This is a genomic window from Lysinibacillus sphaericus OT4b.31, assembly GCF_000392615.1.
GTDB classification, from domain to species: Bacteria; Bacillota; Bacilli; order Bacillales_A; family Planococcaceae; genus Lysinibacillus; species Lysinibacillus sphaericus_B.
The window spans coordinates 3801114-3814246 of the sequence record NZ_KB933398.1 but is presented as its reverse complement, the minus strand read 5'-3'; the positions used below and the strand labels follow the sequence as shown (position 1 = coordinate 3814246).

General features: G+C 36.5%; 15 protein-coding genes. 8 read left to right on the top strand and 7 right to left on the bottom strand.

Annotated elements, in window-relative coordinates; translation table 11 throughout:
- The first annotated feature begins 11 nt into the window (after positions 1-11).
- The 3 genes from H131_RS17605 to H131_RS23900 all read left to right on the top strand — a co-directional run bounded on the left by H131_RS17605 (position 12) and on the right by H131_RS23900 (position 2489).
- On the top strand, positions 12-1274 hold the full coding sequence (locus H131_RS17605) for an erythromycin esterase family protein (protein ID WP_010860486.1): 1263 nt from the start codon (positions 12-14) through the stop codon (positions 1272-1274).
- Positions 1275-1355: 81 nt separating this feature from the next.
- Positions 1356-2237, top strand: coding sequence for a helix-turn-helix domain-containing protein (locus H131_RS17600; protein ID WP_010860485.1), 882 nt, complete (start codon positions 1356-1358; stop codon positions 2235-2237).
- Between the two features lie 93 nt (positions 2238-2330).
- Positions 2331-2489 carry a DUF1540 domain-containing protein gene (locus H131_RS23900; protein ID WP_010860484.1) on the top strand — a complete coding sequence of 53 codons (159 nt, stop codon included), beginning with the start codon at positions 2331-2333 and terminating at the stop codon, positions 2487-2489.
- A gap of 354 nt (positions 2490-2843) precedes the next feature.
- Here the strand turns inward: H131_RS23900 and H131_RS17595 are convergent, their stop codons facing one another.
- The gene (locus H131_RS17595; RefSeq protein WP_010860483.1) at positions 2844-3089 is read right to left on the bottom strand and encodes a hypothetical protein; all 246 of its coding nucleotides are present in this window, start codon (positions 3087-3089) and stop codon (positions 2844-2846) included.
- 262 nt (positions 3090-3351) lie between these two features.
- Entirely contained in the window at positions 3352-4692 is a 1341-nt protein-coding gene (locus tag H131_RS17590) for an aminotransferase-like domain-containing protein (protein ID WP_010860482.1), read from the bottom strand.
- Between the two features lie 118 nt (positions 4693-4810).
- On the opposite strand from H131_RS17590, the gene H131_RS17585 reads away from it, so the two are divergent.
- Positions 4811-5734: a DMT family transporter gene (locus tag H131_RS17585; protein WP_010860481.1), complete on the top strand. Its 924-nt coding sequence runs from the start codon at positions 4811-4813 to the stop codon at positions 5732-5734.
- Positions 5721-6599: a DMT family transporter gene (locus H131_RS17580; protein ID WP_010860480.1), complete on the top strand. Its 879-nt coding sequence runs from the start codon at positions 5721-5723 to the stop codon at positions 6597-6599. Before H131_RS17585 ends, H131_RS17580 begins: the two co-directional genes overlap by 14 nt.
- 118 nt (positions 6600-6717) lie before the next feature.
- On the opposite strand, the gene H131_RS17575 is transcribed toward H131_RS17580, so the two are convergent.
- Positions 6718-7812, bottom strand: a complete 1095-nt coding sequence (locus H131_RS17575) for a sensor histidine kinase (RefSeq protein WP_010860479.1) — start codon at positions 7810-7812, stop codon at positions 6718-6720.
- Entirely contained in the window at positions 7803-8525 is a 723-nt protein-coding gene (locus tag H131_RS17570; protein ID WP_010860478.1) for a response regulator transcription factor, read from the bottom strand. The genes H131_RS17575 and H131_RS17570 overlap by 10 nt, the downstream gene beginning before the upstream one ends.
- 165 nt (positions 8526-8690) lie before the next feature.
- Between H131_RS17570 and H131_RS17565 the strand changes: the two genes are divergently transcribed.
- Genes H131_RS17565 through H131_RS17555 form a run of 3 tightly spaced genes read left to right on the top strand, consistent with a single transcriptional unit; the run spans position 8691 to position 11207 of the window.
- Complete coding sequence (locus tag H131_RS17565) at positions 8691-9614, top strand: ABC transporter ATP-binding protein (protein WP_010860477.1); 924 nt, start codon at positions 8691-8693, stop codon at positions 9612-9614.
- A complete protein-coding gene (locus tag H131_RS17560; RefSeq protein WP_010860476.1) occupies positions 9607-10311 on the top strand; it encodes an ABC transporter permease in 705 nt (234 codons plus the stop codon). Before H131_RS17565 ends, H131_RS17560 begins: the two co-directional genes overlap by 8 nt.
- A gap of 26 nt (positions 10312-10337) precedes the next feature.
- Positions 10338-11207, top strand: coding sequence for a DUF4097 family beta strand repeat-containing protein (locus tag H131_RS17555; RefSeq protein ID WP_010860475.1), 870 nt, complete (start codon positions 10338-10340; stop codon positions 11205-11207).
- Positions 11208-11332: 125 nt separating this feature from the next.
- Here H131_RS17555 and H131_RS17550 read toward each other — a convergent pair whose 3' ends face one another.
- From H131_RS17550 to H131_RS17540, 3 genes are all read right to left on the bottom strand, one after another.
- Positions 11333-11983: an SIMPL domain-containing protein gene (locus tag H131_RS17550; protein WP_010860474.1), complete on the bottom strand. Its 651-nt coding sequence runs from the start codon at positions 11981-11983 to the stop codon at positions 11333-11335.
- 83 nt (positions 11984-12066) lie between these two features.
- Positions 12067-12690, bottom strand: coding sequence for a DUF2238 domain-containing protein (locus H131_RS17545; protein WP_010860473.1), 624 nt, complete (start codon positions 12688-12690; stop codon positions 12067-12069).
- 137 nt (positions 12691-12827) lie between these two features.
- The gene (locus H131_RS17540) at positions 12828-13130 is read right to left on the bottom strand and encodes a YunC family protein (RefSeq protein ID WP_010860472.1); all 303 of its coding nucleotides are present in this window, start codon (positions 13128-13130) and stop codon (positions 12828-12830) included.
- Between the last annotated feature and the right edge of the window lie 3 nt (positions 13131-13133).

Genomic DNA, 13133 nt, shown 5'->3' with positions numbered 1-13133 from the left:
AGGAGATTAAAATGCTATTTTCTAAAAAGAGTTTTATAGTTACAGCTATTTTTCTATCAGTTTTTTTAGCGGGATGTGGTAATGGTGAAGTACTTAAGGATGCTTCACAATATACTATGGCAATTGAAGATATCGATATTCCGGATGGTGTAAAAGTAATTGGATTTGGTGAAGCGACCCATGGAAACATTGAATTTCAGGCATTAAAGAAAGATGTATTTCAAGCATTAATTGATAATGAAAATGTTCGTGTCTTTGTTTTAGAAGGCGATTTTGGTGGTGCGCAGCAAATCAATCAGTTTATTTTGAATGGTGCTGGAACAGCGGAAGAGGCTGTGAGAGCTCTTGATTATGGCATATATCAAACTGAACAAATGATTGAATTTGTTCAGTGGATGCATGACTATAACAAGACGGCGGATGAAAAAGATAAAGTATATTTTTACGGTAATGATATGCAACGTTATGACTACAGTAAGCAGGGCGTTTTACATTATTATGAAGTGGTTAACAAAGATAGCGCAAAAAAATATGCCACACAGTTGGCTGACGTTTCTAATGAGACAATGCGAGAGTTATCCAACAATGAACTGAAAGAACTAAATGACGTCATTGACTCTATTATTACAGATTTACAGTCAAATAAGGCATCCTATATCAAACAATCATCTAATGATGACTTTACCTTTGCCTTACAATACGCCCAAATCATGAAGCAGCGTACACAATTGTTTTTACATGATAGTGATTATATGAATCTACGGGATGAATATTTAGCGAACAATTTGCAGTGGATTGTTGATTATGAAGCAGGTCGAGGGCATGACAAGGTACTTATGTCTGCACATAATGGGCATATCGAAAAAACATCCGCATCGTTGGCAGGTTATAAATCGATGGGACATTATTTAAACGAAGTATACGGAGAGGCGTATTTTGCCATAGGTACGGACTTTATGAACAATACGTTTCAGGCACAAAATGCTGGGTCAGGTGAGCGTAAAACCTATACACTAAAGCATCATAATGAATTAGTGGATGCATTTAGTGAGGTAACGGACAATATTTTCTATGTAGACTTCGAAAAAGCAAGTGAGTTGGATGAGTTAGCAGATATCTTGGCGAAAGAGCAAAGAATGGGCAATATAGGTGATGATTTCCGCCCTTGGTATAAGTTTTCAAAGATGCTTTATACAATTAAAATGACACCAGCAGATGCATACGATGGCATTATTATTGTCAAAGAAGCAACAGCAACATCAGTTATGGAATAACATACAATAAGCACCGATTTAGCAAGCACAATCAAAAATTCTTTCACATCATCTATTATGATAATTTGTGAGGTGAGCAATATGGAGTATAGTCAAGCAACACAAAGGGCCATTACCTATATCGAGGAGCATTTATCTGAGGAAATTCAGTTAGTGAACCTTCCAATAGTTGTCGGTTATTCGAAGTTTCATTTAAGCCGTATTTTTAAGCTAGAAACGGGCTTAACAATTGGAGAATATATTCGATTACGCCGATTAGCTACGGCTGCTTCCTATTTGTTGTACTCAGATGAATCCATTTTAATGATTGCTTTCGAACTCCAGTTTCAATCACAAGAAGCATTCACAAGAGCTTTCAAAGATGTGTACGCTTTGCCACCAGGGAAATATCGCAAATTAATGCAGTCATTAAGTATGAAAAAGGAGGAACAAGCGATGAACGTACAACAACCAATTAAAGGTTGGTTATTAAGCGGAGCGAATCCTGAGCTATATGAATTTCAAGTGGATGAAGCGGTATTTCATTCAGGAACTAAATCCGGTGTATTGTATGCTAAGGAAGTTGCGAGTAATGGAGAGCAATTTGCGACGATGATGCAAGGCTTTCAAGCACACGTCTACAAAGGAAAGCGACTAAAAATGTCGTGTTATTTAAAAACTGCACAAGCAACTAAATGTGGCGCATGGCTTCGCATTGATAACGGCACAGGAGATACCATTCAATTTGATAATATGGATAATCGGTCCATTCAAGGCACGACGGAGTGGAATCATTATTCAGTCGTGTTAGATGTACCGGAAGACAGTGCATCCATTTATTTCGGCGTACTGTTAATTGGTGCGGGAAAAGTATGGGCGGATGGCTTTCGTTTCGAGGAAGTAGATAAACAAGTGCCAACAACAAATATGCTCGCTCAAGAACAACTGCCAAAACAGCCTTTTAATCTGGATTTTAGCGAATAAGGTGGGATAAAGGTTATCTTTGGAATTTCTCTTGTGGTGAAGTATTGATTGCCTCTAATTTGTGAAAGATAACAACAGAGGAGGTGGGATACGATGGCACAAGAGATTTTATGTGAAGTCAATAACTGCACGTATTGGGACTCTGGAAACAAATGTACTGCAGAAGCTATTTACGTTGTTAGTCAAAAAGGTCAACAGGCTTCCAATAGTGAGGATACGGATTGTAAAACATTTACACCTGAAACGCATTAAATCAATGAGGGTAATCATTAATATGATCACCCTCGGACTGTGGACAAACTCAAAAATTTGTGTTTGTTTACAGTTTTTTTCTTTTAAATAGAAGTATCTATATGAACCCATTGTTTGCCGCTATGGCAGATGATTTTCGCGGGCGTGGCTTCAGTCAACTCGTCGCTACGCTCCTGCAGGGCATTTTCAATCCATGGGGATGAAGAAAACCCCACGGATTGAAGTTTCACTTTATCCCGCATGAACGGTCAGTAAGACGTCCACTAGGTATTCGAACAACTGACCGTAAAAGCCCGATTGGTTCAACTAACAATCCATGGGGATGAAGAAAACCCCATGGATTGAAGTTTCACTTTATTGATGTAAATCCACTTTATCCTTGTGGAATAACAAGTAATGAGCATTTTTGACTTTTTCCTCTACATAGTCTAACGAATAATGCCCAACAGAATCTGTTAAATCACCAATTGCACGGGATAAATTATCGATCACAGGAATTAACGTATCAAATCGTGTCAATTCTTTCCCGGCATTCATCTCATCCATAATTTCATAAGCAAGATGTTGAATTTTTCGAAGGCGCATTTTTTCTTTTCGCATAATATCCTCCTTGTACACCATTTTATCCCGACTTAACAGTCAGTAAGATGCCCACCTCATGAGAACGAGTTAACTAGGTGATCGAACAACTGACCGTAAAGGCCCGATTGGTTGAACTAACAATCAGCGTGGGATGAAACTCACACTGATTGAAGTTTCACTTAATACTGTCTAAACATATGCCTAATAATAGGAGTTCATGAGTGGATAATGTTACGCGAATGCTTACTATTTACAGAGAAAAATGGAGAGGGAATTGTTATTAACTAAAATAGTTTTTAGTGTTAGTAAGAGCGATAGCTATTTCTTTAATACCTGTGTCAATTTTTTGTTCTTCTACATTCGAAACATTTAGTTTTAAAATTCGTTCACGGTCAAATCCTTCTAAATAATTGCGATCAATGCTATCTAAAAAGATATGCTGTTGGCTCAATTGTTGAATAAGTAAGTTCATATTGACTTGCCTTGGTAGAACGATATGGCTATGCATACAAATATCAGTTGTTGTTAAATACATAGGTAAATGTATTTTTAGGGAGCGTTGAAGAGTATGGGCACGCTTTGTATAATCTTCAGATACTTTTAATCGATAGCGATCGAACATGCCGCTTTTCAAATAAAGCTCCAAGGCTGCCTGAGAAATCATAGAGCTATCGATATCGGTGGTATTTTTATATTGCTGAAAAGTGTTAATTAATGCATGAGGCAACACCGCTAGACCAATGCGTAGACCAGGAAACATAATTTTAGAAAAACTTTTTAAATAAATCACTCGGTCCTCGAGATCCTCAGTAAATAACGGATCCATTTTCGAATTTTGCTCAAAGTCCGCCAAATAATCATCTTCTACGATATATACATCGTATTTATCAGCAAGTTTACGGATACTATCTTTTTTCTTTTTGCTAAAAGAACAACCTAATGGATTTTGCAAGCGTGGCATTGTATAAAAAAATTTGATGGTATTGCTACTAAAGATATGTTCTAACTCATCTAAGCTAATGCCCTCAGCAGTTCTTTTAATACCTACAACTGGCAGTTTATAGGTTTTCAAGTAATCCATGTATAAATGATAACTCGGCTGTTCTACTAGGATGGTTGTGCGCTGATTTGGAAATGGCATAATACTGAGCAAAGATAGTGATTGCTGGACACCTGAAGTAACGAAAATATTGTCTTCAGGTGTGAATATTTGATACGTTTCTAACAACTTTTTAGCTTCGACAATTAATGATGGTAAGCCTTTGGGGGTGCCATATCGAAATAAGTCCATCTGATATGTATTAATCGCTTTGTTCATACAGTGTTGAAAATCTTTGTAAGGGAATGCATGCCAGGTTGGTGATGAAGTCGCAAAATCTATAGAATCATTTTCCAACGGCAAATTTGGTAGTTGATGATCCACTACAAAATAGCCACTTTTAGAGATTGCATAGATCAAATGTTGATTTTCGAGTTTATTTAAAGCGGTTAGGACTGTACTTTTACTACAAGCAAATTGAAGCGATAAAGATCTTATAGAGGGTAGCTTTGCACCAGCTTGTAAGACACCCGTTTGTATTTGTTGCAGTAGTTGATTATATATAAAGTCATATTTAAGCATGTTCAATCTCCTTACGCATCTGTATCGGTACAGATGTGTTTTTTTGATATCGTGCAATGCTATATTTTTTAATACGATAGCTTTACCGGCCGGAAAGAATATAGAAGGAGTCAATCGTATGGCAGAAAAAAGAATGGCATATATAGCAGCAATTATTTATTCCATCGTTATTGGGCTATCGTTTATGTTCGTTAAAGTGACATTAACTGTCGCAAGCCCGATGGATACACTTGCACATCGATTTACCATTGCAATGATTGGTGTCACTGTTTTAGTACTTCTTAAACGAGAAAAATTGAAAATCAATAAATATGATTTATTGCGAATTTTACCCTTAGCATTATTATACCCGATTGCCTTTTTCACTTTTCAAGTGTTTGGGTTGGCTCGTATTAGCTCTTCAGAAGCGGGAATTATTCAAGCAACTGTGCCTATTTTTACGTTAGTCCTTGCCAGTATTTTATTAAAGGAAAAAGCTACGCGTGGACAGCTCGCCTTTATTAGTCTATCGGTACTTGGTGTTATATACATGCTCTTTATGAATAATGGAGTGAGCGCTAATACTGCGAATTTACTCGGCAGCGGCTTCATAGTACTGTCTGCGATAGCCACATCGTTATACAACGTTTTTGCAAGGAAGTTAACACAACAATATACCTTAGTGACATTAACATATGTCATGACATTGTGTGGATTTCTAGTGTTTAACGGAATAGCAGTCGGTAATCATTTAGTAAACGGTACTATCCATCAGTTCTTCAGACCTTTTATGCATATTAACTTTATCCTAGCTATTTTATACTTAGGTATTTTATCGTCACTCGGTACATCGTATCTTTCAAATTATGCTTTATCAAAAATGGAAGCATCTAAAATGAGTGTTTTTAGTAATTTTGCCACGCTCATTACGATAGTAGCAGGCGTAATTTTTTTGCAAGAGGCATTTCATCTTTATCATTTAATGGGGGCTATTGTCATTATTATTGGGGTAGTAGGAACTAATTATTTGGGGAATGGGAGAAAATGCAATGAGAAAATATAGCTTTTTGCTCGTGATAAGTTGCATTTGGGGGTCCCAATTTTTCTTTGTAGCGTTAGTAACGAATGATATAGGAGCCATTACTTTATCGATGTTAAAGGCTTTTATTGGAGCCATGTGCTTAAGCATTATTAGTCTATTTTTAATAAAAGAAAACAATAAAACGACGATTAGATTATATTTTTGTCTTGCCCTTTTTGAAGTAGTATTACCATTCATCCTGATTGCACAAGGTCAAAAATACGTATCGAGCAGTGTTGCATCGATGTTGATTGCGATGGTACCAATCTTTACGCTCGCCTTATTTACATTGTTCTTTAAAAAGAAAGCAAGAAGGATAGAAGTCCTCAGTATTTTTTTAGGCTTTTTAGGCATCATTGTGTTATCATGGCCCGATCAAACAGCACTGAATATTTCGGGAAATATTCTTGGAAATGTCCTACTCCTACTGGCCGCAATAAGCTTTGCGTTGTCATTGATTTTAATGGAAAAATTACAGGGGGGCTCTCCTGTGGTCCATATGAGGAACGTTCTATGGATTGCGACGCTACTATTACTTCCATTGTCATTCATTTTTGAACAACCATTACAAGTGAATATAAACAAAACACAAATAGTATCGATTGCTATATTAGGCGTTTTCCATTCAGGAATTGTCTACTTGCTCTATAATCTTTTAATTAAAGTAGAAGGTGCTCTATTTGCATCCTTTAGTAATTATATCGTTCCTGTTGTTGGTGTACTCTTAGGATATTTTATATTAAATGAAACGTTATCGATGCGACATTCGGTGGGCATATGTATAATTCTTTTTGCTCTGCTATTTTCGAATGAACGCATTGTTAAAAAAACTAATGCAAAAATTTAACGCCCATTGTGCTGTTGATTCGCGTGACCCCTTAGATGAATGAAGCATCTAGTGGTCACGCGAAATTTTTGAGATTACGCAGACAGCTAGATAGAACACTGACATGTTGTATAGTATTCTATTTTTTCGGTAATGTAAGTTTGAAAGAAGTTCCTTTAGAGGGCTCACTGTGAACGGAGATTGTCCCATTATGTGCTGTAACTAGCTTATGGACTATAGCCATGCCCAATCCAGTGCCTTCAGAAGAGGCGTCTGTTGTTGTTCCACGATAATACTGCTGAAAAATATTTTCTACCATGTGCGTAGACATACCCACACCATTATCAACAATGTGGATGGCTATATTTTTATCGTTATCATAAAGCTGTGTATAAATAGCTGTGTGTTGAGGGTTGTGGATAATCGAGTTCATCAGTATGTTTTGTAAAATCCGTTGCATAAATTTAGCATCAAACTCAACGTTTAGCACAGGCGTATCCGTTTTAAAGTGCAGCATGTAGTCATGTGCTTGTGGATTATTGCTTATGTTTGCAACAATTCTTTTTGTGAATTCAACTAAATCCTGGCTGTTCTTGTGCAAGGGAATTGCACCGTCCGCACTATTAAGCTGAATCACGAGACTTAAATCCTCAATAAGTTCTTCCATATGCTGGCCCTTATCTGCTATCTCTTGAATAAAGGAATGACTCTCCTCTTTTGACCATTCATACTGCTCATTCAATAACAATGTGGAGTAGCCGGTTATATAGGTTAAGGGTGTTTTTAAATCATGCGAAATACCAGCTATCCATTCTTGTTTCGCTTGTTCGACTTGTACTCGTTCTATTTCAGCAGCCTGTAATTTCACAGATAAGGATTGAAGGTGCTGAAGTACCTCTTTATATAAAAGATAGCGTTTACGGAGTTTTCCTTTTCTTGTATAGATTTTAGGTAAACCTTCAGGCTGTTTAAAGTTCTCTTGTGAGAGCTGATAAATCCAAGTCATTATAAAACCGAGGGGTCCTCCAAAATACCATCCAAATAAACTGATACAAATTATCGTACTAATGCCAAAAATCCATGCTACAAGTAAACCTTCTTTAGCCTCATTAACATTCATTTCAATTAGTGGAAGGATACCTTCAAGAATAAACAGAATACCTACACCGGTCGCCAATATCCACAAAATTATCCCCAGTGCTAGATGCAATGTAAATCGAGTATTTATTCGCATGCAAACGCCTCTTTTGGTGGAATGAATTTATAGCCGATCCCTCGTAAATTAACAATGATTCTAGGTTTACGAGTATCATCGCCGAGTTTTTTCCTCAATTTTGCTATATGGATGGTCACAGTTTTTTCTTCTCCGAATACATCATTTCCCCATACGAATTCATAGAGCTGTGTTGTAGTGAAAATACGATTAGGATTTTTACAAAAAAAATGCAGTAACTCAAGCTCCTTTGCAGTACATTCGATGTGTTGGTTTTTAACTGTTAACGTAGCAGATTCAGGGTTGAAAATGAAATAGCCATAATCGAATCTAGTGTCCCTTTTCAGTTTTATGTCCTCATCCATTTTTTGACGTCGAAGGATGACTTTAATTCGAGCAACAACTTCTAAGGGATTAAAAGGCTTTGTAATATAATCATCCCCACCAATGCCTAATCCCGTTAGTTTATCGAAATCCGTAGAGCGCGCACTAACAAAAATAATAGGCGTATTCGTATGTTTTCGTATTTCCGTACAAAGTTCAAAGCCACTGATATCTGGCAGCATAATATCGAGCAAAATAATATCGTAAATATTGTCTTTTACAAGTTGAAGCGCATCTTTGCCGGTTGAAGCAGTTTCAATATTTATAAAGTTTTCTTTTCTAAGTGTAATTTCGAGTAATTTTAAAATGCCGATTTCATCATCTACTACTAAAATTTTTGCAGACTCCATTTGATTTTCCCTCATTTCAACCTCATCATATCAAGTTCTTTTCCGTATTTCTTTATTCCATTGAAAATATTACGGTCATTTTCCATTGTGTTTACTTTGATTTTACTTTCGTCCATTAAGCTTAGTGTATCGTAACCAAAAAATAAAGATGGGGTGTAAAGTCGAATGGAATCAGTTATCCACATTCATCAATTAAGCAAGACATTTAAAGGGGTTGAAACGGTTTCAAGTGTCAATATGAACATTAACAGAGGAGAAATTTATGGATTTTTGGGCCCAAATGGAGCGGGGAAAACAACAATTATGAAGATGATTTTAAACTTAGTAAAACCTTCATCGGGTGAAATTAAAGTATTTGACCAACCGGTCCTGCCGACTTCGTATCAATATTTAAAGAACATAGGGAGCATTATCGAGTATCCAGAGTTTTATGAAAGACTAACGGCAAAGGAAAATCTACAACTTCACTGCGACTATATTGGCGTTTATGGGAAAGAGGCCGTTAAAGAGGCATTGGAAATTGTTGGCCTGAAAGATGTAGGAAATAAAAAAATACATGAGTTTTCTTTGGGCATGAAGCAAAGATTAGGCATAGCGCGGGCGATTGTCACTAAACCAGAAATTCTCATTTTGGATGAGCCAATTAATGGGCTTGATCCTATTGGTATTAAAGACATTCGCGAACTCCTATTACTTTTAAAAGAACAGCATGGCATCACCATTTTAATATCAAGTCATATCGTTTCAGAAATCGAATCGATAGCCGACACTATTGGCATTATCGATCATGGAAAATTGTTGAAAGAAGTAAGAATGGAGGAAGTTAGAGCAGAAAACATGGAGTACCTTGAGATTAAGGTAGACAATTTGGAAAAAACGACACAAGTACTGGAGAAGAAACTAGGAATCCATAAATATGAAGTTGTGGATCAGCATTGCATTCGAATTTTTGCTACAGGAATTTCCCAATCTCAAATTAATAAAGAATTAGTTCTAAATGGCATTGTGGTGAACAGAATCGAGAAACAACAACATAATTTAGAAGAGTATTTTTTAAACCTTATTAATGGGGGGAACCGATATGCTTAAACTGATGAGACTGGAATGGAATAAGAATTGCTTATCTAGTTATTTTAAAGGATTAGCCATGTGTACTATAGGCATATTTGCTGCTGTTGCACTAATGGCATTAGGTTCTAAAGGCGAAGCGGAGCAAATGTTTCCGGATTACGCAGAATTTATGTCGTTAACGAATATTTTAATTCGAATCGTATTTATCATCTTCTCAAGTGTGATTTTATCCCGTTTAGTTATTGATGAATATAAGGGGAATACCATTCAAACATTATTCACTTATCCAGTAAAAAGGAAAAAAATAATTCAAGCCAAATTATCCATTGTTTTTGGATTTTGTTTCTTGAGCATCATTAGTGCTACTTTGATAATTAATTTATTCATTTATTTGTTAAATCCAATGATGGGCTTATTTGAAACGCCAGTTGAAATACACGAAATGGTCGCCGCTGTACCATCCATTTTTATCAGTGCATTTATGATTGCTGGAGTGAGTTTAATTCCCTTGTATTTTGGCATGAGAAAAAAATCAACGGCAACGACCATTACTTCAGCTGTATTCATTGGATTCTTGATTAACGCAACTGTTTCTAATGGAGGAAGCCCTACAAGTTTATTTCAGTTTATAGCTGTGCCAATCGTATTTTGCTTATTGGGTCTTATAATAGGCTTCCTTTCTTATCATAAAGTCGACAAAATTGATGTAATTTAAAATATCTATGGAAATGAGGAGTAAAGTTGAAAAAAGCTATAATTGCTTTTTTATTAGTGGGTGTAATTGGGGGAGTCGTATTCAGCCTCAAAGCAGTTGGTGAAAAAAGCTACAAAAAAGAACAGTCCTTCGATGGTGATCAAATTGAAGAAGTAGAAATAAATAGTGAGTCTTGGAATATAGAATTAAAAAGTTCGAAATCTAAAAAAATAACAGTTATGGTAGATGGTAAACAACAAAATAGCGAGAAAAATCCAGTCTCCATTAACAAGGTAGAGAATAAAATTAAAGTACAACAGCAAGATTCACCAGGTGGAGTTTTGGGAAACGTCAGCTTTGGTAAAAAGGGTACACTCCACATTTCTTTACCTAATAATGGCGTGAACATGATTACAGTAAATAATAGCAATGGTGATATAAAAATCAATAATATAGTAACAAAAGATATTATTATTACGAATGATTCTGGCTCTAAAATCATTAAAGGCCTTTCCGCAGATAAAGGTAAAATTACATCCAAGGACGGAGAACTGAGCATTATGGACAGTTCATTGAATGATTTAGCAATCGCTTCAACCAATGGTGATAGCTATGTTACAAGAGTTATTAGTCCTAAGCTGGAAGTTACTTCAACAAGCGGTGAGGTCCTCATGAAAGAGATGAAGGAAGGGACATCGCTATCTGTAGAAACTGGTTCAGGAGATATTACGATATCCTATAAAGACAAACCTAAATCTTTAAAGTTTATAGCTACTAGCGAATCTTCAGATATAACAGTTCATTTAGATGGGTATCAGAAAGGAACGGATAGTGAGAAGTTACAACAAGGTAAAATAGGAGATGCATCCAATAAATTGGAGCTTATTAGCAGAGAGGGTATAATCCATGTGAATTAGCGCCAAAGACTTTCCGTTTAATAAAATCTACGAGGTGATGAATCACATTGACCTCTATAAAGCCTTACTACAGCATGAATGTAGTAAGGCTCTCTTTAAGCTTCCAAATTTCCATGGAAATAAATTTAATATTGAAATTTGACTCGTACAGTGGCACTAATTGTCATTTGACCCTGTTCGATTGGGGTTGAAATCGTCGATTCTGCCATTGCCATGGATCTATACAGTACAGGGCCATTTTCATGTTCCTCGACAATTTCGATTGGCTGAGGATGCAAAGACAATTGCATGGTTTCAGCAATCGTTTTGGCTTTCATTTGTGCATTATGAAGAGCTAAGCTGAGTGCTTGTTGATAATATACATCTGCATTGTCAATTTTAAATTGGATGGATGAAATACGATTTGCTCCGTTGTGCACGGCCGTATCAATGACCGACCCAACCTGATTCGTGTCCGGTATTTTAACCGTAATGGCATTTGTCACCTCGTAGCCTTTAAACACCTGTTTACCATCTACAAAGTCATAGAGAGGAGCAATAGTATAGGCCGCAGTTTGCACATTTTCTCTTGGAATATTTAGGGCCAAGATGGATTGAAGTACACGATTCATGATACTAGCATTTTCTTGCTGCGTTTCTTGCACACTTTGCCCTTGTGTGCTCACTTCTATTTGAAGCTGGGCATAATTTGCTCTAGCTAGTACCTTTCCATTCCCTGTCACGGTAATGATACGAGACGCAGGGATTGAGTGTTGATTGACATTTGCATAATACACCAGAATACCACCTTCCGTATGGTTCATACTAGTAGGCTATGCTCGTTACAGGAATGGCATTATGTTTAGACAATAATCTAGGTTCACTTTGATTGCCTTTTTAAAAGCTTATCATGTAATTTGGTGAAAAGGAGTAGCGTTAGAATCGTTCCAATAAGGGCTAAAAACATGTCCCATTGAGCATCCCATTTATCACCTTGCATCCCTAAAAAATCCTTGGAAACATGTCCTCCCTTTGAAATTTTGGTACTAAGCCATTCTATAATTTCATATAAAGCGGCAATGGCTAGCATGATACTAATGGTAATGCCCGACAACCAAGCTCCTTTGGTTAATTGCGTTTTATGTAATAATATCTCTCTTATCACAATTGCCATTAACCCCTTAAGGAAATGTCCAAAGCGATCGTAGTGATTGCGTTGTAAATGAAATTCTTCTTTTAGCCAGTTAAAAAGAGGGACTTCTGAATACGTATAATGTCCGCCAACGAATGTCAGAATAGATAAAAGAGCGATGATAAAATACGAAAATGTCGTGAAGCGGAACTTGTTGTAAATGGCAATAACCGTAATAATAGCAATGACACCAGGACTGACTTCTGCTAACCAATCCAAATAGGAAACAGGTTTGATAATAGACCATATAAAAACTACAATAACAATGAATAATAAAGCTAAATGTATCTTCAAATGTTTATTTGTATGCATTAAATCACTCCCTTTGCCTTATAGTATAAGGAAAGAGTGAATAGCTTATTCAGCCGATGTTAAAACACCAGCTGAATAAAATTCAATTGTTCCATTTCAGCGTCATTGACGATTCGAGTCATAGCAGTTGTGCTACATTAAATCATTTTTAATAATGCCTCTACCCCAGTCATCCCTGCAAATATGCCAAGCTGTTCCGCTTCATAGGTAACGGATTCAAGCGGAGCTGTTAATAACTCATCAATTGTTTTAACACCAACTGCTCGACCAGCAACAATTTTACGATCCACCAAACGACTATTTAAAAGACCAACATCTAATGCGCCACACATGATGTAGCCTGTATCATTTGAAATTGTCAGTAGTGTTGTTTTTGGTAAATGAACAATGACAGCTGTGAAAAAATGACCTTTAATCATGATAGGCTCAATTGTCACCATTTA